This is a genomic window from Lysinibacillus sp. NPDC097287 (assembly GCF_044761695.1).
Lineage (GTDB): Bacteria > Bacillota > Bacilli > Bacillales_A > Planococcaceae > Lysinibacillus.
Map to the genome: position 1 here is coordinate 26,757 of NZ_JBIWCX010000022.1, position 21,358 is coordinate 48,114.

The window sequence follows — 21,358 nt, forward strand, 5'->3', positions numbered from 1 at the left end:
ACTCCTCCTCTATGGATGGACGCAATTACACTGAGGCGTAATTGATTCTTCAAATAACCGTATAGTCTATTCCTAACAATATCGCCATTTTAGAAAAAATAGAGGCATTATGTCCAATTGACATAGCACAGTGGTGTGTAGGTCCTTCTTTAAATAAAGTATCAAAATAAGCATCAGGATGCCTAGGAAATTTGACAGGTGTTTGGGTGTTACCAATTTGCATAATTGGACCATTTGTTGATTCGCCCTCACTAATAATCCATTTCAAACGTCCGTCTACTGTCTGAGTTAAGAAGAGAAGTGTAATAGGTCCAGTTTTAACCTTAGCTTCAACAGAGATCCCACTTCCTTGCTTGCCATGGTATACGCCCATTCTTCTTAATGAAGGCTTTCCTTCAGCAATTTCGATATGAAAGGGTCCGTCATGTCCGAATAGAATGGTACCTTCTTGATAATCTGTAACCACGATTTCGCAAAAACTGCCGCCACTTTGAATAATGTCACATACTTTCATTGCAATGGCTGTTTTTAAATCTCCTTCCCCCGCACAAGGTATTCCTTGAGCAGTTAAAAGTGAATGACCTACAATAAAATCACTTTGTAATTGTTCAAAGGTACTACCAGGAGCACCATGATAGTAGTAAGCAATGGCATCTAACTTATGATGCTGTACCAATTTTTGCTGTGCTGCTGCTACCTCATAAGCTTGTTGTAGCTGTTGTGCACTTGGCTTTTTTGCAAATTTCTCTGCAGAAGAATCTTCTGCTATAAGAAACATATTTTCAATAGTATTCGCAGTTTGGAGGATATCCTCAACTGTAACAGTTTGTTTAATAGCTTGTAAGTCATCCATTTCTAAGATATCAATATTAATCCCGGTTTGTGCCTGTAACATTGTAAAATCACTATACAAATCAAGCATGCCACTGTAGGTATTCCCTAGAAAACCGAAAGTCGCATTATTTAAATTACGTTTAATTTTAGCGGCTTGTACCCAGTCGGAAATTATTGCCCATGCGTTTTTTGCTTCTGGTAAATGATGAGTTACTTCATTTGAAAGTGCCAATGTTGGACTTTCAAATTGCCCAAGTAAACCATTGATAATTTCATAATGGATATTGGCACGGTGTAGTGCATTTGCGAATTCCGGTACAGGGCAGGCTCCGCAATTGGCTAGCCATTCACCTGTATTTGTCTCACTATAATTTAACTGTGGACTTGGCTGTAAATTTAAAATAATGACTTGTGCATTGCAACGTTGATGTATAGGTAAGATGGTAGCACTTGTTGCATATGTGGCGGCATGTAGAAATATAACATCCACTTGTTGAGTAACAAACCAGTCCCCAGCACGTCTAGCATGATCTATATTGTCGACAAGCCCATAATTAAATACATCGCAAATATCCTCTAACTGTTGTTCAATAAACGAATTATAGATAGTTAATCGCTCCTTTAGGCCGTTAAACTGAGGCCAGTAAGCTTCTAAACCAGTAGAATACAGACCTATACGAGGTTTTACATAGTGCTTCCTTATCATTTGTGGTTGTCCTCCTTTAAGCAAAAAATGTATGATATAAATAATCATAAAATTTTCGGAATTATTAATCATTAGTGAATGTTGGGTATTTATAGGACTATCTTGATGTTTAGGAGTGATGAGAACATTGTGGCAACAGTATGAGGGGAAATGGTCAGCTGATTCTATTTGGATAACAGATAGCCCATCAATAAAGGCCAAAAAATATTTAAACACTTTACATGAATTTGGTACCTTTTTTACGACTTCTGCCTACTACACAGAACGCAAAGGATTAGATATATATTTACTCTTACTAACATTAGATGGAAAAGGGTTTCTTCAGTATGAAGGAGAGTGTCATACCTTACAAAAAGGAAGTGTATTTTTCATTCATTGTGAGCGATATCAAAAGTACTGGACTGATCCGACTGGGACGTGGGATTTTATATGGGTACACATAAATGGATCGATGGTAACGTCTTATTTTGAATTACTAAAAGAATATAACGGTCTAGTGCAGAATATTCATCAATATGAGTATATTGCACGTCAGCTCAAAGAACTCACACCACTTTTAGAGAAGCGTCAATTTTATGATGAAGTGGAAATCTCGCATACTATTCAAAATATATTAGTTGAAATGGTCAGGTTATCGCTTTTTAAACCATCATACAGCGAAAAAATACCAAGCTATGTACTTGAATTACAATCGATATTAAAAAATGAATATACAAGAAAGTGGAAATTAGATTTACTTGCTTCACGACTAATGATTAATAAATTTCAGATGGTAAAGCAATTTAAAAAGTATATTGGCTTCTCGCCGAATGAGTATCTTATTGTTCAGCGTATCCATCATGCAAAAAAACTCCTGCGTAATAGTAATGATACCGTATCAGAGATTGCACGTGCAGTTGGAATTGAAGATGTAAGTCATTTTATCGATTTATTTAAAAAGCGAGAGGGGATTACACCGCTTGTATATCGGACTAGCTGGACATAAGATGGATCATTTGAGTGAGGGATGCTAATGAAGAGGAATTCCAGGATGCTACTGTTCATCGTGGCAATTGTTTGCTGTTTATGTAGCTGTGCACCAAAAGAACGCTATGTTGTACTGTATGAAGCGAAGAAAGTTAAGGAAGAACAGTCATTAAAGGAACAGGAAATACAAAAACATTTTCGTATTGCTTACATTCCTAAGGTAGGAAATATATCATACTTTGAATCGATTTACGAAGGGGTATTAGAGGCAGCTAAGCAATTAAATATTGAACTCATTTACGCATCACCAACGCAAGCAAGTGCAGAGCAACAATTAAAGATAGTAGAAAAAATGATTCTTAAAGAAGTGGATGCTATTGCCGTATCAGTGATTGATAGTAAAAGTCTTTCACCTGTGTTACAGCGTGCCAAAGAGAAAGGAATTAAGGTGGTAACCTGGGATTCAGATAGTGAGCCTACATCAAGAGATTTATTTGTTGATATGGTAGATGCAGAAAAATTAGGACGTCATTTAATGGATCAATTAGCGATGCAAACAAATGAAGTTGGTGATTATGCGATAATGACGGGCTCTTTCTCAGCAAAAAATCATAATGAATGGGTGAAGTGGATTCAATCGCAATGGAAGGACTATTACCCGAATATGAAGTTAGTAGAGGTTGTGTCTACAAACGATGATCCTGCAACCGCATATAAAGTAGCAACTACATTACTAACAACATATCCTTCATTAAAAGGAATTATTGGCAACTCATCTGTTGGGCCACCTGCTGCAGCGCAAGCAGTACTTGATTTAGGTAAGAAAGGGAAAGTCGCAGTTGTGGGGCTATCGACGCCCAATCTAATGAGAACATATTTACATGATGGCTCTGCCCAAGTTGTTACCCTTTGGAGCCCGAAAAAGCTTGGCTATTTAATGATTGCGTTAACCGACTATTTACTAAAGGGACAGCCTATAGAAGATTATAGTTTTATCCAACGAGTTGGTATTATTCGGGTAGAGGCGACGGAAAATCGTGTCATTATGGGCGAACCTATTGATTTTACAAAGGAGAATGTAGATCAATATGAGTTTTAAAAAATTCCGCTTTCATAATTTGAATTTAAAAACTAAATTATTGCTATCTTATATTGTTATTACAATATTACCAACTGCCTTATTAGGGTATATCGCTTATAGCCAGTATGTACTGTCAGTGGAGCGTCAAGTAGGGATTTATGTGCCGAGATTATTAAATCAAGCAAATAATAATTTAGAAAGGCAAATTGATCAATATTATGATGAAATGGGACAAATTTATAATTATCCGGATGTTATAAATGTTCTACGAGATGAATCGTACCAAAATGTTTCGAGTGCGCGCCAGGATTTACATAAAGTCGAAAATTATTTAGCCGGGAATTTTATGGAAGGGAGTAGGAACTATATTATTGGTGCTTTTATCGCATCAAACAATCGGCTTTTTGAATATACGAAAACCACATTTACATCAGGCTACTCTACAAAGGATAAAATTGGGCTGTATGGAAATGCATATAATTTATCGAATGAGGAGCAAATTTTTTTTCCGCATGAGACCGTAGTGCAATTTTATGATAATAAGCCGTATGTGCTATTAGTAAAACAAATTGTTGATTATGAAAATCGCAATAATTTAGGCACTTTATATGTGGCCTTAGACTTGGCCTTTATGGAAAAAACATTAGCAACTGTTGATGAACAGGCAGACGCTATAATGTGGATGTTCGATCAGCAGAATTATTTTATTTATCATACTGATCCAAACTTGATTGGAAGTAGAGATACGGAAATGGCAAATTATCCACTTTCGAATGGAAGCTTTCAGTCAGAGTCTATCTTATTTAGTAGTGCACAAAGCGTCCAGAATCGTTGGACGTTTGTGCATACGATTCCTGTTAGTCATTTAACAGAGGAATCTGATTTTGTTAGAAATTTAACTATTTTTTCGTTTTTTGCAATTATTACACTGGCAATTATTAGTTCGATTTTGCTGGCATGGGGAGTAGCAAAGCCTATTCAACGACTTGTCAAGGAGATGAAGAAAGCAGAAAAGGGAGACTTTAATATTTATTTGCCGGAGGAGTCGGATAATGAAGTAGGGACGTTATCGAAAGCATTTACAAAAATGCTTCATGAAATTGAGGAACTTATTGATGAAAAATATGATATGGAGCTGAAGCAAAAGGAAGCTGAACTTTATGCATTGCAGTCACAAATTAACCCACATTTTATGTATAACACATTAGAAAATATTGCTTTCATGGTGGAGGAAGGGGAGCAGGAATTAGTTGTGGAGATGGTGACTAATCTAGGTCGTATGCTACGTTACTCTTTAGGAAATAGAGACCAAATGGTTCCTTTACAATTGGAGCTTCGCCATGCAGACGATTACTTAATGATTCAAAAAGCACGTTTTGAAGAATCACTATCATATCATATTACGACAAATGGTGATGTATTAGATAATATCACGCCTAAATTTATACTGCAGCCGCTGATTGAGAATTCATTAGAGCATGGATTTATAGCAGGGCAAATGTTAGTTATTCAAATACAAGTTACTGAGAGAGCAGGGATTATGGAAATTATTATCGAAGATAATGGTAGGGGAATGTCTGTTTCACAATTACGTGAAGTAGAGCGGAAACTAAAGATGGAACATACAATCAACAAAGAGGACAGTTTTGGTTTAACGAATGTCAATGGCAGGCTTGTACTTCATTTTGGCAATGATTTTCGCTTGCGAATTGCTAGTACGGAAGGAAGCGGAACAGTAATTACACTAAATATACCTACCTAAGAGAGGTGGTGTTGATGCCATTGAAGGAGCGCATTAAATTTATCATTGTCGATGATGAAAGCCGATTAAGAAAAGGTATTGAACGTTTAATTTTAAGTAATGGTGAGGAATGGGAGATCGTGGGAGCTTACGCAGATGGGCTTGAATGCTTGCAAGCAATTAATAAGGACAAACTAGATTTTGATGTGTTATTTACAGATGTGAAGATGCCAGTAATGAGTGGATTGGAGTTAATAACACGTTTAAATGAACAATCTAAGGTATATCATTCGGTCATCATTAGTGGCTATGATGATTTTGACTATATTCAAAAAGCAATGAGAGAAGGAACGATAGACTATTTATTAAAGCCTGTGGATCGTCTTGAATTACAGAAATGCTTAACGCGAATTAAGACATTGTTTAAAACTGATGTGGACGGTATAGCGATGAATGCCAAAAATGTTTCTATTGAATTGGCGAAGCAGTGGATACTGGAGCATTTAAGTGAAAACTTAACGATTGAGAGAATTGCCAATCAAGTATACATGAATGCTACTTATTTTAGTGAGTATTTTAAGCGAAAAACAGGTGAAACTGTGCTTGATTATGTAACGAAAAAACGTATGGAGAAAGCTTTGTATTTTTTACAGACTACAACGATGAAAGTATATGAAATTGCTGAGGCTATAGGCTATACTGATACAAAGTATTTCAGTAAATTATTTAAAAAATATTACGGGAGACTTCCCTCACAAATACGAAATCATGAAATGAAAGATTAAGGAGGTGTCCAATAAGTCATACGTTGACCTAGTAGGGCACCTCTTTAAATTTGAATGGTGTTCTTGTAAATCAGTTAAAATAAAGATTGTGTGTATGTTGTTGATAAAATGCCTATGTTAAGTGATAGTATACAGACACTAATAGAAAAAGCCGAGAAAATGATAACCATTTTCTCGGCTTTTTTTTATTAATAACCCCAGATCATTGTTAATAGGGAACCAAGGATTGTTACAACACCAACAAATACTGCATATAAAATTGATGTGTAGATTGTATTCTTATCTTCAGATTCACCTGCGTGCATGAATAATACTAATTGAACTGTTGCTTGTGCAAGAGCTGTAACTAGTAAGATAGCGAAGGCAATGTTATAGGACATGTCAAATGTCACTACAGATAGTGCTACAAGTGTTAGTAACAGTGAAAAGCCAAAGCCCATCACATGTTGTTTAGGGAATAGTTCCTTCATCAGCTAATCAGTCCTTTCAGGTAGACGAAGCTGAAGATGAAAATCCAAACAACGTCTAGGAAATGCCAGTACAGTGAGAAGATAAACGCTTTGTTCGCCGTTTTATCATTTAAACCACGTTTTGCAACTTGAATTAAAATCGCAATACCCCAGAATAAACCGAAAGTAACGTGAGCTCCGTGTGTACCTAGTAAAGTCATTAATGCTGATAAGAATGCGCTAGTAGTAATTGTAGCGCCATGACTTACATAAGTGAAGAATTCAAAGATTTCAATACTTAAGAAAGCAAGACCAAGGATAAGCGTAATGATGTAGAAAGACATCATCGCTTTTTTATTGCCAAGGCGCATAGCATGAACACCAAGACCAATTGTAAAACTACTTGTTAATAGTATGAAAGTTTCTAGTAATACTGGCGTTAGTTCGAATATCTCAGCACCAGTTGGGCCACTACCTGTACGGTTTTCCAACACAAAGTAAACAGTGAAAAGTGTGGCGAATAAGGCAATCTCCGCGCCAAGGAAAATCCAGAATCCGAAGATTTTCAGACGATTTTCCTCTGTACTATATTCTAATGGAAGTGAAGAATCGATTTTCATATTATTTGTCACCTCTCAAACGATTCTCAGTTGCAGTAATTTCTTCAACTGAAATGTAACGGCCATCGTCTTTTTCGAATGAACGAACAGCCATGAAACCAAATATACCAATCACGCAAATAATAGCTAATGTCCATGCACTAAATACTGCGAAGAATGCAGCCAGGAAGAAGACACCGCTCATCCAGAATGGTGCAGCAGAGTTATTTGGCATGTGGATTTTTTCATATTTTCCAGCCGTAATGTCACGACCTTCTTTTTTCGCAAACCAGAATTCATCTAAACGATTGATAGTTGGTACTACCGCAAAGTTATATTCAGGTACTGGAGAGTGAGTAGCCCATTCTAATGAACGACCATCCCAAACGTCTGCCTTTTCGTTACGAGGCATGTGTTTCCAGCTGTAGTAAATGTTATATACGATAACCGCGAAACCAGCAGCAAGTCCAAGTGCACCGATAAACGATAGCATACTAAGTGGACCGTAGCCTGTAGATTCAGAGTATGTGTACATACGACGTGCGTAGCCATCTAAACCTTGGATAAACATAGGGAAGAAAGTTACGTTAAAGCTAATTGCGATTAACCAGAAACCAAGCTTACCTAATTTTTCATTTAAACGGAAACCGAACATCTTCGGCCACCAGAAGTGGTAACCTGCAAGTACACCGAATACTGTACCTGGAATTAATACATAGTGGAAGTGGGCAACTAAGAATAACGTATTATGATATTGATAGTCGGCACTTGCCATTGCAAGCATTACCCCTGTAACCCCACCAATCGTAAAGATCGGAATGAAGCCAAGTGTATAAAGCATCGGAGTGGTAAAGACGATTTTACCCTTCCTCATCGTGAGTAACCAGTTGAATATCTTAACACCGGTTGGTACTGCAATCGCCATTGTTGTAATAGAGAATACGCCATTTACCATAGCACCGTGACCCATTGTGTAGAAATGGTGAGCCCATACTATGAATGACAGTAAAGAAATAACAACCATACTCATAACCATTGATTTGTAGCCGTATAAGTTTTTACGGGCAAACGTTGCAATGATTTCAGAGAAAATACCGAAGGCAGGTAGGATAACGATATATACTTCAGGATGTCCCCAAACCCAGAATAGGTTGGCCCAAAGCATATCCATACCACCGTCTGACATAGCAAAGAATTTTGTGCCAAATTGACGGTCTAAAGTCATTAATGCAAGTGCTACAGTTAATACTGGGAAAGCAAATACAATGATAACGTTTGTGATTAATACTGACCACGTGAACATAGGCATTTTCATTAAGCCCATACCTGGTGCACGCATTTTCATAATTGTTGCGATGAAGTTAATACCAGTCATTAAAGTACCAAGACCGGATAATTGTAGTGCGAAAGCGTAATAGTTGTTTCCGACGGTCGGACTAAACTCAAGACCTGCTAGTGGGAAGTAGGCTGTCCATCCAGCATCTGGTGAACCACCGATGATGAATGAAATGTTTAGTAAACCTGCACCAGCTGCGAATAACCAGAAGCTGACTGCGTTTAGACGTGGGAAAGCAACGTCACGTGCACCGATTTGTAATGGAATAACGATGTTCATTAAACCAATAACGAAAGGCATCGCCATAAATAAAATCATGATTAAACCATGTGTTGTGAAAATTTCATTGTAGTGTTGTGCATTTAAAAGTCCGTTATCTGGAACGGCAGTTTGCGCACGCATTAGAAGTGCGTCAACACCACCACGGAATAGCATTAATAGTGCTACCGCGATATACATAATACCGATTTTTTTATGGTCTACTGTTGAGAGCCAGTTGTGATACAGGTTGCCCCATTGTTTGAAATAAGTAAGACCAACTACGATTGCTATAGTACCAAAAATAATACTAAGTGCCGCCATAAAAATCATCGGTTCTTGCATTGGATGGAAAAGTACCTCCATACTCATTGGATGCGCTCCTTTCGTGTTTAGATGTTATTTTGAATTATTTGTGTGATCCATGTTTTCATGGTCCATGTTAGAGTGATCCATTTCTCCGCCGTTTTCATTCATCTCTGAATGTTCCATTGGCGGTGGACTGAACTCTAGGTGAGTAGAAGAATAGCTTGAACGACCAACGTGTTCAGCTTCTAAAAGTTCTTCAAATTTTTCTTCTGTTAATGGTTTTTCATTTGCTTTTACATCAGAAACCCATTGTGCGAAGTCAGCTTGCGTCATAGTTTGTGCTTCGAATTCCATCTGAGCAAAGCCACGACCGTTGAAGTTTGAGTTACGTCCCATAAATGAGCCAACTTCATCTGCTGCAAGGTGGATAGTTGTTAACATGTCACTCATGGCATATTTTTGACCAGCAAGTTGTGGAATCCAGAAACTTGTGATCGGTCCGAAAGAATAAAGTTTGAATTCGATTGGACGGTCTGTCGGAATGTTGACATAGTTTACAGTCTCAACACCCTCTTCTGGATAACTGAAGTGCCATTTCCAGTTTGAAGATGATGCGTAAATAACTAGTGGTTCTGAATGATCGTAGCCTTCAGGCGGCGATTCAACAGTAACTGTAGATTTTACAGTGACAATAGCTAAGAAAGTAACAATAAGGATTGGAATAGCTGTCCATGTAATTTCTAGTACAAGACTACCCTCATCGTGTGGTGGCTCGTAGTCTGCAGGCATTTTTGATGCACGGTATTTTGTTAGCATGAATGCTAAAAGTACGTACACAACAATTAAGATGAAGACCATTGTAATAATGGATAAGATAATTGTGTTTGATAATGTTTCTGCTTGTGGCCCTTTTGGATCGAAGACTGTTAATGGTTCACAGCCACTTAGAATCGCAAGAACGGCGAAAGCTAAAAACATTAAGCGCGTTTTTTTCTTCATGTTTGGCTCCTCTCTATAAACGGCAATTCCTATTAAATAGGTTCGCATTGACAAAGATTTATTCAAGTATGAAATGAATATCTATATTTGATTGGTCAATGCAAGTGTTGGCAAAGTAGACGAATATGTAGGTGAAATATTAATATCGCCTCATAATCTAGCATGTCAGTGAGCTTTGATCCGAATTGTATTCGTCCTCAATGACAATTGGCTTGTCGGTGTTTGCATATAGGATTATACGCCCCGTCCAAGAGGAATAACATTATTTTGTTATAGAATTGTAGGTTAATTGACACTGATTATGAACATTTTTTGAACGAATATTACTATTTTGTAATTGGTATTTTTTACATTACTTCATTTAACACTGTGTAAACGTTGAAAACATTGAGTTTGTGATGTTTAACTAAGTAAATAAAATGTTGATGGAAAATTACACTTCACAATTCAGACGCTAATTTGTAATAAAATCGTTAATTTATAGAGGGGGTCAGTTCAAAAAAGTTGATATTTTTTTTTGAAAAGGGTATGTGAAAACGTTTGTTTATGGATATAAAAGTATATTATTCCTTTGTAAAGGAAAATGTAGATGGTGTTTTTTAGATATTAAAAATAATTATGTCAGTATAATTGGTTGTCTTCAAAATAATACAAATAAAGGGAATTGTTATTTTTGTGGAATAATAAAAGGGTATCCAATTTGTTAGGATACCCTTTGTGGAAAAAATAGGAGTTAATAAGCACCGAGTTTTAACCATTTCGCTATTTGGTTGTATAGGGTATTTTGAAGCTTAGGAGCTTGATTATTCATTTTTAATGCGAAGAATAGAGTTTTCATAACATTTAACGTACATGTTCGTCCGCTAAAAAAACTATTATTATAACCTTGTGTCAGTAGATGCATTTCAAATTTGTCGAAGACTTGTTCTACCCATTCGATTAATACTTCTTCTGAATAGCCACGACTAAGTAATGCTTCAATAATGTTCACTAAGCGTTCTTCTTCGTCATTGACATAGACAACATCTTTCCAAGTTGTTAATTTTAGTGCATGCAAGATAGAAGGTGCGTACTGTAAGTCGAATTTAGGGTGTTTAATGGTCACTGTTGCTAAATCGGCACCATGTGAAATACTATGCGCCCAGCCTTTCCCTTCAACTTGACCACGCGTATCTTTTTCTAATAATAAGTATCGGCCAATTTTTTTAAAGAAAGTATCTAGACCTTTATCCTCTAAAACTAGTAGCTCTGCATCTTTTGCAAGTATTCCTGCAACAAGTAAGGCTGAGAATGAGCGAGTGAAAACACTATCGGTATGTTCTTCCCCGATTAGCGAATACAAAAAATCTTCACTTGTCGCTGTATCAAATAAAAATTGCAATTGATGGGAATGCAACATATTATCGCTAAGTAGAGTGATAAATGTCCGGTAGATGAGCTGATCACGCAACTCAGCATCGGTAGAGCCTATATGTGAAAGCATTTGCTGTAAAAGTGCATCGCCATCCTCGAAGAGGAGTGCCTGACGAGCAGCGAATGTCATTGTTGAAAATGATTGTAACGTTTCCTTAAGTTCCATGTTAAATCCCCCAATAGTAAGTATCTTGTATCATTATACCGTTTTTAACAAAACATTCTCTCGTTCTAGTGAGAGAATAATATAATAAAGAACTCATAATGATTAAATCATCATACAATTATATCTATATATCAAAGTGGTAGTTACTTTCTGCTCCAGCACTAGCTTTCCTGTAGGTGTCTCGCGTTTGGACTACAAGCAACTAATTTCTTTTAAGGGGAGATAGGATATTGACAATGGAGCCCATTTTTATTTGATTTTGATTATATCGAGTAAAGAATAGTTGAATCTGCTATGAGATTTCCAGAAACGATAGAAAATTGATATGATTAACAGGTTAAATACGTGAATAGAGGAAGATATATTAATGAAGAAAATTCAATTATCTATTTTAGATATAGGCATGATTTTACAAGGACAAACTGCGACTGAAGCCCTTGCGCAAACAGTTCGTTTTGTGCAATTAGCAGAAGATTTAGGTTATAAAAGGTATTGGTTTGCGGAGCATCATAATGCGGGAAACCAAATTAGTCCATCACCAGCGATATTAATTGCACATACGGCAGCACAGACGAAAACAATTCGTGTTGGGGCAGGTGGCATCATGTTACCTAACCATAGTCCATTAAAGGTAGCGGAAGATTTTGCATTATTAGCTGCGATACATCCAGGACGTATTGATTTAGGAATCGGACGAGCACCAGGAACAGATGGACTTACAGCACTTGCTTTAAGACGCTCGAGAGAAGCTGTGTATCAATATGATTTTCCAGAAAACTTGGAGGAGTTGTTACATTATTTTCAACGGGACTTTCCAACTGACCATCCATTTGCGCGAATTAAGTTTTCGCCATCACCGGAGCTTCCGAATATATTTATGCTTGGCTCTAGTAATGGTGGTGTGCAATTTGCGGCAAATAAAGGAGTAGGCTTTGCTTTTGCTGCGCATATGTCTCCTGATATTGCGGTTCCGACACTTCGTCATTATAATGAAACATTCCAACCTTCGAATTGGCTAACTGCTCCACATGGAATTTATTCGATTAGTATTATTACTGCTGAGACGGAAGAAGAGGCATATTACTTGGCTAGACCTGCTCAGTTATTTTGGGCTCGTATTTTTTCTGGAACGCCTATTGGGAATTTCCCTACACTTGAGGAAGCACATGCTCATACATTTACACCAGCAGAAGAAAGTGCTGCAACACGCATGGGAAATTCCATGCTCATTGGAACACCTACGAAAATTGCGGAGCAGCTAGAGCGAGTGACAAAAGAGGCTGGCGTAGAAGAAGTGATGATGTTATCGTTTTATCCAACGATTGAATCAAGAGTGAACGGCTACCGATTATTAGCAGAGTCTATGTCATTAACATAAAAAAGACATACTTCCTTTGGAAAGTATGCTAAGGCTTAACTTAAAGAAAGGCTGCGGACTTAATTCCTAATGGCCATTCAGTAATCGTATTTTTATTTGTTTTTACATCTACTAGTATATTGGCGTGTTTAATGGCGTCAACCACCCATTCACTGTAATGAAGAATAGGCTGTGGATGTTGTAAAATTCGTTTCATATCGTTACGATCAATGCATAAAAGCTTATAGCTACATTCAATATGGACAGATTGAGGAACAATCCATAGTGCATTGTCTTGATGACCAAGATCAATAGTACCAGGAATCTTACCTTGAATACTTGTGATGTACGTATTCGCTTCTTGCGCATACGTATTAATCTTGGTGTTTGTAAAAAAATCGAAATCAATTGAGTATTCACGATGTCCACCTATAGCTGTTGAATAGCAGGAAATCTTTATAGGTAGTGTTTGGAACTTAGGAGAGATGCGACTATCGAATTCTTTGATTATATCCATTAATTGCATGTGATTCACTCCTTTAAAGAATTGAATTGCCCAATGAGACAATAACTATCATATAAAAAAGTTCTTCCTCGACTTTGTCTTAAAGGGGATTTTTAATATATAATACGCTTTGTCACAAAATCTGTATATAAAAATGTGGAAAAAATAAACATTATTTGGGTTTGAGCGAGCTATCAAATGATGCATACTAGTAAGAATTTAGAAGTGGGGGTGAGAAGAATGGCTAAACATAAACGACCGATAATTAAACATGATAATATCATTGTTTTTCCAGGAGCAGCACAAAAGTTAATAAAAGAAGGCCACCATTATGCGGAAGAATACCAATATGAGAAAGCTGTAGAATGCTTTGAAAAAGCCTTTTTATATGAAGAAGGTGATGAAACGGCTTTAAGTGCTTATGCATATGCACTCTATGAACTGAAAGAATACGAAAAAGCTAAAGCTGTTTGCGCGCAATTACTAGCAATGGGTACTTCTTTGTATGTAGAAGTGATGGAACTGTATATAACCGTTTCAATGCAGCTAAAGGAATATCATCAAGTAGAGGCGTTGATTGACGCTTTAATAGAAGAAAATGCTTTACCGCCAGCACAACTTGAAAAATTTGAACGTCTTAAGGATTTAAATATTGAGGTTGCTAAAAATCTCCAACAAAAAGAAGATACGCAGACCCTTATTGAAGAACAGGAATATGAGCTAGCTAGATTCTGTGCATTAGAACCAAATAAACAAGCTATGCTTTTGCATCGTCTGATGGATTCGAATATTCGTCAATTAAAACAAGAACTAAAAGAAATTATTGAAAGTGAAAATATTCACCCATTTGTCCAAAGTTTAGCGCTAATTTTACTTGTGGAGCAAGAGGTGTCAATTGAGGTGAATGTCACGAAATTTGCGCAGACAAAAACGGTCAATCCTAGTCAATTGCAATTACCAACTCAATTGCCACAATATGCGCAAGTTAAAGAGTTTGTGGAAAATAAATTAGAACAAGACCCAACGATGCTTGAAATGGTACAATATCTAATGGCAAAGCACGCGATCGTTACTTATCCATTTGAGTGGTTGCCATTTGAAGCCGATGATATCGCTTATAGTTATATAGATTTTGTGCAATCAATGCTAGGTAAAGTACAAGAAATGAACTATGAAATTATCGACTTTTTACAAATGCTTGAAAAGTTAACCGAACTGCAAGATGTGTGAAAAAAGTTGAAACTATACGCATCTATGATATACTAAAATGGTTGTCAAAATCGTAGTTACGAATGAATTGTCTAACATTGGAATTTAACTTTTTTTTACAGGAGTCACCTGTTATTTTATACGAGGTAAGACGAGTGTTAGAGAATAGTTACATTTAGGAGTGCAAAAAAGCACTTTCTAAATAAAAGTAAAGCCTCTGGCAAATGGCATAGATTTTGAAAGACTTGGATAGATGGTAGCCTAATATGTTTCTTACATATGGATGTGGCTTTCTGACTGATTCAAAAACTATTCGAATTCTATACGCATTTAGGCTGAGGTGAATTTGATTATTTGGAGGTTTTTATACATGTCAGCAAAATGGGAAAAACAAGAAGGAAATATCGGTACTCTTACAATTGAAGTACCAGCTGCAGAAGTAGACGCAGCAATGGAACAAGCATTCAAGAAAGTGGTAAAACAAATTAACGTACCAGGTTTCCGTAAAGGGAAAATGCCTCGTAAAATGTTCGAACAACGCTTCGGTATCGAATCTTTATATCAAGATGCATTAGAAATCATCGTGCCAGATTCTTATGCTAAAGCAATCGACGAAGCTGGTATCGCACCAGTAGATTACCCAGAAATCTCTGGTACAGAAAACTTTGTACACGGTCAAGATTTCTCATTTACAGCTCAAGTAACTGTTAAACCAGAACCAAAACTTGGTGACTACAAAGGTCTTGAAGTAGCTAAACTTCCAGTTGAAGTAACTGATGAAGAAGTAGATGCACAAATCCAAGCTCAACTAGCTAAAAAAGCTGAACTTGAACTTAAAGAAGATGAAGCAATCGTTACTGGCGACACTGCTGTTATCGATTTCGAAGGTTTCGTAGGTGAAGAAGCATTCGAAGGTGGTAAAGGCGAAGATTACGCACTAGAAATCGGTTCAGGTTCATTCATTCCTGGATTTGAAGAACAACTTGTAGGTGTTAAAGCTGGCGAAGCTAAAGATGTAGTTGTTACTTTCCCAGAAGAATATCATGCTGAAGAATTAGCTGGTAAAGAAGCTACTTTCAAAGTAACAGTGAAAGAAGTAAAAACAAAAGTTCTTCCAGAATTAAATGATGAGTTCGCTAAAGAAATCGACCCAGAAGTAGAAGGCGTTGATGCTTTACGTACTAAAATCAAAGAACAAACTGCTGCACAAAAACAAGCTGAATCAGACGCTACACTTCGTGACGAATTAGTTGAAAAAGCTGCTGCAAATGCAGAATTTGAAGTGCCAGCTGGTATGATCCAAACTGAAACAGACCGTATGTTACAAGAATTCGGTCAACGTTTACAATCACAAGGTATGAACCTTGAGTTATACTTCCAATTCTCTGGTCAAACAGAAGAAGACTTACGTGGTCAAATGAAAGAAGAAGCAGAAAACCGCGTGCGTGTTTCTCTAACTCTTGAAGCAATTGCTGAAGCAGAGAAAATCGAAGCTACAGAAGCTGACATTGACGCTGAATTAGAAAAAATGGCTGCTCAATTTAACATGACTAAAGAACAAATCACTTCTGCATTAGGTGGAACTGCAGTTCTTGAAAATGATATCAAAATTCAAAAAACTGTTGAACTTTTAGTGGAAAACGCTAAAATCACTGAATAAGATTTGAATATATAGTAAAATGATTATGAGACAAGGTACGGCTTTTTAACCGTGCCTTGTTTTATCACTTATAGATTTTTATCTTCATTCAGCAGATGCTGTTTGTACCGAAAGTGAAGCGACAGGTACAAACAACTCCTGCCTCTATAGGCGGTGAGAGGAATGAGGAATGAGAATTTATCTTTTTTCAGCGGGTGTCTAAACGCCAGCTGAATGAAGATAAAGCCTCCGGCGGGTGTCACAGATTTTGAAAGGAGTTAATTGTGCTTGCACAATTCAAAATCTGGACGCAATTACGCCGAGGCGTAATTTATACATAGTATTGTTGTTTGACTTTGCACACGATGCTAAATTTTAAGCAATCAATATATTTGATAATGATTCAATTATCTTGTAAGATTGTTGCTTGAATAGGGGTGAAACATATTGTTCAAATTTAATGATGAAAAAGGCAATTTAAAATGCTCATTCTGTGGTAAACCACAAGAACAAGTACGTAAATTAGTTGCGGGACCTGGTGTCTATATTTGTGACGAGTGTATCGAACTTTGTTCAGAAATCGTTGTAGAGGAACTAGGTGTTGAGGAAGAAATCGAATTTCAAGATATTCCAAAACCAAAAGAGATCTTAGCGATTTTAGATGAGTACGTAATTGGACAAGAGCGTGCTAAAAAAGCCTTAGCAGTTGCGGTTTATAATCACTACAAACGTATTAATACGAATAGTAAAATTGATGATGTAGAATTAGCAAAATCGAACATTGTGTTAATCGGCCCAACTGGTAGCGGTAAAACATTATTAGCTCAAACATTAGCACGTATATTAAACGTACCTTTTGCTATTGCAGACGCGACTTCTTTAACAGAAGCGGGTTATGTAGGTGAAGACGTAGAAAATATTCTATTAAAACTAATACAATCGGCAGATTATGACATCGAGCGTGCTGAAAAAGGGATCATCTATATTGATGAGATCGATAAAGTAGCACGTAAATCAGAAAATCCATCAATCACTCGTGATGTTTCTGGTGAAGGTGTGCAACAAGCTCTTCTTAAAATTTTAGAAGGTACAGTTGCAAGCGTGCCACCTCAAGGCGGTCGTAAACACCCACATCAAGAATTTTTACAAATCGATACGACAAATATTTTATTTATCGTAGGCGGTGCGTTTGATGGTATCGAATCGATTATTAAACGTCGTCAAGGTGAAAAAATAATTGGTTTTGGTTCTGATCCAAACAAAGTGGAAGTAGAAGAAGGCTCATTGATGGCTAAACTTATTCCAGAAGACTTACTAAAATTCGGTCTAATTCCTGAGTTTATCGGTCGTTTACCAGTATTGGCAAGCTTAGAGCAACTAAATGAGTCTGCCCTTGTACAAATTTTAACGGAGCCGAAAAATGCATTAGCGAAGCAATATCAAAAAATGCTTGAGCTTGATGGTGTTGAACTTGAATTTGATGAAGGTGCACTCTCTGAAATTGCCAAAGAAGCGATAGATCGCAAAACAGGTGCGCGTGGTCTTCGATCAATTATTGAGGCAACAATGCTTGAAGTAATGTATGAACTACCATCGCGTGATGACGTGAAAAAATGTATCATTACAGCAAAAACAATTACGGATAAAGAGAAACCGAAATTGCTTCTTGAAGATGGCACTGAACTCGATGAAGGTAACGATAAAAAAACTTCAGCATAATAGAGAAAACTTCAAAGACATACTAGAAGTTTGACGATCCAATATTATGAGATAAAGAGTAAATTAGCTGGCTTCGATTGTGCAATACTCGCACAGCTCGACAGTCAGCTTTTTGTTCATACATACATTTGTCTATAACTGGATTATGTGGAATTTATGGCTAGTGCGAATAATTAGTGTGAATCAACTATTTAAACACATACTAATATTGCGGGATTATGAACAACAAAATTTCGATGGAGGTGATTGCCCGCATGGTAACGATACAAAAAACATCTAATGTGCCACTATTGCCTTTACGTGGACTGTTAGTATATCCTACTATGGTGTTACATATTGATGTGGGTAGAAGTCGTTCTGTAGCAGCGCTTGAGCAAGCTATGCTAGAAGATCAAATGATTTTATTAGTAACGCAAAAAGAAATGCATGACGAACAACCGGGCGAAAATGATTTATATAAATTAGGCACGATGGCATATGTCAAACAGATGCTAAAATTACCAAATGGAACGCTTCGTATATTAGTGGAAGGCATTGCCCGTGCTTCTTGGTCTAACTACACAGAATTAGAAAATTACACAACTGTTGATATAGATGTTAAAGAAGAATCTACAAATAAAGACGTGGAGACAGAAGCGTTAATGCGTACGCTTCTCACGTATTTTGAAAAGTATGCGAGATCTTCAAATAAGATTACGACAGAAACAATTGATACGGTGGCGGATATTGAAGAACCTAGCAGATTAGCGGATATTATTGCCTCACATTTACCAGTAAAAATTGCAGACAAACAAGAGATTTTAGAGATGTTAAATGTGAAAAAGCGTATCGACCATTTAATTATTCGCTTACATGATGAACAGGAAGTGCTTGATTTAGAGAAAAAAATAAATGCTAAAGTCAAGCAATCGATGGAGCGTACACAAAAAGAGTATTATTTACGTGAACAAATGAAAGCTATTCAAACGGAACTTGGTGACAGTGAGGGTAAAACTGGTGAGGTCGCTGCTTTACGCAAGCGCATAAATGAAGCGGGTATGCCAGAAACAACAAAAGAAGCTGTTTCAAAAGAACTGGATCGCTATGAAAAGCTACCAACAGCAAGTGCCGAAAGTGGCGTTATTCGGAACTATGTCGATTGGATGGTATCACTGCCATGGACTAAAAAGACAGAAGACCGCATGGATATAATACATGCTGAGAAGATTTTAAATAGAGATCATAACGGTCTGGAAAAAGTTAAAGAACGCGTGCTTGAATATTTAGCTGTACGTCAGCTAATGAAATCATTACGCGGACCGATTCTTTGTTTAGCAGGACCTCCAGGTGTCGGTAAAACTTCACTAGCACGTTCGATTGCGGAAAGCTTAGATAGAAAATTTGTCCGTATTTCATTAGGCGGTGTCCGTGATGAATCAGAAATCCGTGGTCACCGTCGTACGTATGTTGGTGCAATGCCAGGACGTATTATTCAAGGTATGAAAAAAGCAGGTACAGTGAATCCGGTTTTCCTACTAGATGAAATCGATAAAATGTCGAATGATTTTAGGGGAGATCCTTCAGCAGCGATGCTTGAAGTATTAGATCCTGAGCAAAATAGTACATTTAGCGATCATTTTATTGAAGAACCTTATAATTTATCGAATGTGTTATTCATTGCAACAGCGAATGATTTAAGTACAATTCCTGGACCGCTTTTAGACCGTATGGAGATAATTTCAATAGCTGGTTATACAGAAATTGAAAAAACAGAGATTACGAAAGACCATTTGATACCAAAGCAACTAGAAGAACACGGCTTGAAAAAAGCACAAGTGATTTTCAAGGATGAAGCGGTACTTGATTTAATCCGTTATTATACACGTGAAGCTGGCGTACGTGGTCTAGAGCGCCAAGTGGCATCAGTATGCCGTAAAGTGGCGAAAATTATCGTTTCCGGTGAAAAAAAACGTGTTACTGTGAATTCTAAATCACTTGAAGAATTCCTAGGTAAACATCGTTATCGTTACGGACAAGCTGAAACAGAAAATCAAGTTGGCGTTGCTACTGGATTAGCATATACGACTGTTGGTGGTGATACACTTCAAATTGAGGTGTCGTTAACGCCAGGTAAGGGTAAATTACAGCTTACTGGTAAGCTTGGTGACGTTATGAAAGAATCAGCGCAAACTGCATTGTCTTATGTACGTTCAAAGACAAAAGAGCTCGGTGTCGATGCAGAGTATTTTGAAACGCATGATATTCATATTCACGTGCCTGAAGGTGCTGTTCCCAAAGATGGACCTTCTGCTGGTATTACGATGGCTACAGCCATTACGTCTGCCATTTTAGATCGACCAATTCGCCGTGAAGTTGGTATGACAGGTGAGATCACATTACGTGGTCGTGTTCTACCAATCGGTGGATTGAAAGAGAAGTCATTGAGTGCGCATCGTGCAGGCTTGACAACAATTATTTGTCCAAAAGACAATGAACGCGACATTGAGGATATTCCTGAAATTGTTCGCGAGCAACTTACATTTAAACTAGTGTCATCAGCTGATGAGGTATTAGCTCTTGCACTAGACGGAGGTTTTTAATCACATGAAAGTCCACAACGTTGAATTGGTCATTAGTGCCGTTAGACCAGAACAATATCCTGAAGATGGACTGCCAGAGTTTGCATTAGCAGGGCGTTCAAATGTTGGAAAATCATCATTCATTAATCGTATGATTGGTCGTAAAAGTATGGCGCGTATTTCTTCTAAACCAGGGAAAACGCAAACGCTAAACTTTTACAAAATCGAGGAGCAGTTATTTTTCGTCGACGTACCAGGCTACGGTTATGCGAAAGTTTCTAAAACTGAACGTGAAGCATGGGGTAAAATGATTGAGCGTTATATTACAGGACGCGAAGAACTAAAGGCGGTCGTACAAATTGTCGATCTTCGCCACCCACCAACTGCCGATGATTGTATGATGTATGATTTCTTAAAGCATTACAATATCCCATGTATTATCATTGCAACGAAGGCAGACAAAATCCCTAAAGGGAAATGGGATAAGCACAAAAAAATCGTCAAAGACACACTTGAAATGGACAAAAATGATCCATTAATCGTATTCTCTTCTGAAAAAGGTTTAGGCTTTGAAGAAGTTTGGCGTGAAATTGAAAAGAAAATGATGTAACAAAAAAACATCTACTTCGTCTAATGGCACTGCCTGTCTTTTTTGAGACAATAAGAAAACACCTTATTGTACAGCCAGTTTACGGTATTTTACCGGAGACTGGCTGTTTAATTTTGTTT

General features: G+C 37.2%; 17 protein-coding genes. 10 read left to right on the forward strand and 7 right to left on the reverse strand.

Going from position 1 to position 21,358, the window contains the following annotated elements; genetic code table 11:
- Nucleotides 1–49: 49 nt before the first annotated feature.
- Entirely contained in the window at nt 50–1,540 is a 1,491-nt protein-coding gene (locus ACIQ2D_RS20535) for an L-arabinose isomerase family protein (protein WP_402867164.1), read from the reverse strand.
- 118 nt (nt 1,541–1,658) lie between these two features.
- Between ACIQ2D_RS20535 and ACIQ2D_RS20540 the strand changes: the two genes are divergently transcribed.
- From ACIQ2D_RS20540 to ACIQ2D_RS20555, 4 genes are read left to right on the forward strand one after another with little or no spacing between them, the layout of a single operon-like run.
- A complete protein-coding gene (locus ACIQ2D_RS20540; protein WP_402867165.1) occupies nt 1,659–2,525 on the forward strand; it encodes a helix-turn-helix transcriptional regulator in 867 nt (288 codons plus the stop codon).
- 45 nt (nt 2,526–2,570) lie between these two features.
- Nucleotides 2,571–3,605 carry an autoinducer 2 ABC transporter substrate-binding protein gene (locus tag ACIQ2D_RS20545; RefSeq protein ID WP_402867166.1) on the forward strand — a complete coding sequence of 345 codons (1,035 nt, stop codon included), beginning with the start codon at nt 2,571–2,573 and terminating at the stop codon, nt 3,603–3,605.
- Entirely contained in the window at nt 3,595–5,349 is a 1,755-nt protein-coding gene (locus ACIQ2D_RS20550; protein WP_402867167.1) for a sensor histidine kinase, read from the forward strand. Before ACIQ2D_RS20545 ends, ACIQ2D_RS20550 begins: the two co-directional genes overlap by 11 nt.
- A 14-nt stretch (nt 5,350–5,363) precedes the next feature.
- Nucleotides 5,364–6,113, forward strand: a complete 750-nt coding sequence (locus ACIQ2D_RS20555) for a response regulator transcription factor (protein ID WP_402867168.1) — start codon at nt 5,364–5,366, stop codon at nt 6,111–6,113.
- 188 nt (nt 6,114–6,301) lie between these two features.
- Here ACIQ2D_RS20555 and qoxD read toward each other — a convergent pair whose 3' ends face one another.
- The 5 genes from qoxD to ACIQ2D_RS20580 form a co-directional block, all read right to left on the reverse strand.
- Entirely contained in the window at nt 6,302–6,583 is a 282-nt protein-coding gene (gene qoxD / locus ACIQ2D_RS20560) for a cytochrome aa3 quinol oxidase subunit IV (RefSeq protein ID WP_402867169.1), read from the reverse strand.
- Nucleotides 6,583–7,182, reverse strand: coding sequence for a cytochrome aa3 quinol oxidase subunit III (gene qoxC, locus ACIQ2D_RS20565; RefSeq protein ID WP_402867170.1), 600 nt, complete (start codon nt 7,180–7,182; stop codon nt 6,583–6,585). Before qoxC ends, qoxD begins: the two co-directional genes overlap by 1 nt.
- A 1-nt stretch (nt 7,183) precedes the next feature.
- Nucleotides 7,184–9,127, reverse strand: a complete 1,944-nt coding sequence (qoxB, locus tag ACIQ2D_RS20570) for a cytochrome aa3 quinol oxidase subunit I (protein WP_402867171.1) — start codon at nt 9,125–9,127, stop codon at nt 7,184–7,186.
- A 27-nt stretch (nt 9,128–9,154) separates the two neighbouring features.
- Nucleotides 9,155–10,063 carry a cytochrome aa3 quinol oxidase subunit II gene (gene qoxA / locus ACIQ2D_RS20575; RefSeq protein WP_402867172.1) on the reverse strand — a complete coding sequence of 303 codons (909 nt, stop codon included), beginning with the start codon at nt 10,061–10,063 and terminating at the stop codon, nt 9,155–9,157.
- A gap of 733 nt (nt 10,064–10,796) precedes the next feature.
- A complete protein-coding gene (locus ACIQ2D_RS20580) occupies nt 10,797–11,642 on the reverse strand; it encodes a DUF2785 domain-containing protein (RefSeq protein WP_402867173.1) in 846 nt (281 codons plus the stop codon).
- Between the two features lie 367 nt (nt 11,643–12,009).
- Between ACIQ2D_RS20580 and ACIQ2D_RS20585 the strand changes: the two genes are divergently transcribed.
- Nucleotides 12,010–13,020, forward strand: a complete 1,011-nt coding sequence (locus ACIQ2D_RS20585) for an LLM class flavin-dependent oxidoreductase (RefSeq protein WP_402867174.1) — start codon at nt 12,010–12,012, stop codon at nt 13,018–13,020.
- Nucleotides 13,021–13,060: 40 nt separating this feature from the next.
- Here ACIQ2D_RS20585 and ACIQ2D_RS20590 read toward each other — a convergent pair whose 3' ends face one another.
- Complete coding sequence (locus ACIQ2D_RS20590) at nt 13,061–13,525, reverse strand: hypothetical protein (protein ID WP_402867175.1); 465 nt, start codon at nt 13,523–13,525, stop codon at nt 13,061–13,063.
- 219 nt (nt 13,526–13,744) lie between these two features.
- Between ACIQ2D_RS20590 and ACIQ2D_RS20595 the strand changes: the two genes are divergently transcribed.
- From ACIQ2D_RS20595 to yihA, 5 genes are all read left to right on the forward strand, one after another.
- Nucleotides 13,745–14,734: a tetratricopeptide repeat protein gene (locus tag ACIQ2D_RS20595; RefSeq protein ID WP_402867176.1), complete on the forward strand. Its 990-nt coding sequence runs from the start codon at nt 13,745–13,747 to the stop codon at nt 14,732–14,734.
- Nucleotides 14,735–15,083: 349 nt separating this feature from the next.
- A complete protein-coding gene (gene tig / locus ACIQ2D_RS20600; protein ID WP_402867177.1) occupies nt 15,084–16,373 on the forward strand; it encodes a trigger factor in 1,290 nt (429 codons plus the stop codon).
- A gap of 426 nt (nt 16,374–16,799) precedes the next feature.
- The gene (gene clpX / locus ACIQ2D_RS20605) at nt 16,800–18,071 is read left to right on the forward strand and encodes an ATP-dependent protease ATP-binding subunit ClpX (protein WP_402867178.1); all 1,272 of its coding nucleotides are present in this window, start codon (nt 16,800–16,802) and stop codon (nt 18,069–18,071) included.
- A gap of 254 nt (nt 18,072–18,325) precedes the next feature.
- Complete coding sequence (lon, locus tag ACIQ2D_RS20610; protein WP_402867179.1) at nt 18,326–20,650, forward strand: endopeptidase La; 2,325 nt, start codon at nt 18,326–18,328, stop codon at nt 20,648–20,650.
- Nucleotides 20,651–20,654: 4 nt separating this feature from the next.
- Nucleotides 20,655–21,239, forward strand: coding sequence for a ribosome biogenesis GTP-binding protein YihA/YsxC (yihA, locus tag ACIQ2D_RS20615; RefSeq protein ID WP_402867180.1), 585 nt, complete (start codon nt 20,655–20,657; stop codon nt 21,237–21,239).
- The last annotated feature ends 119 nt before the right edge of the window (nt 21,240–21,358 follow it).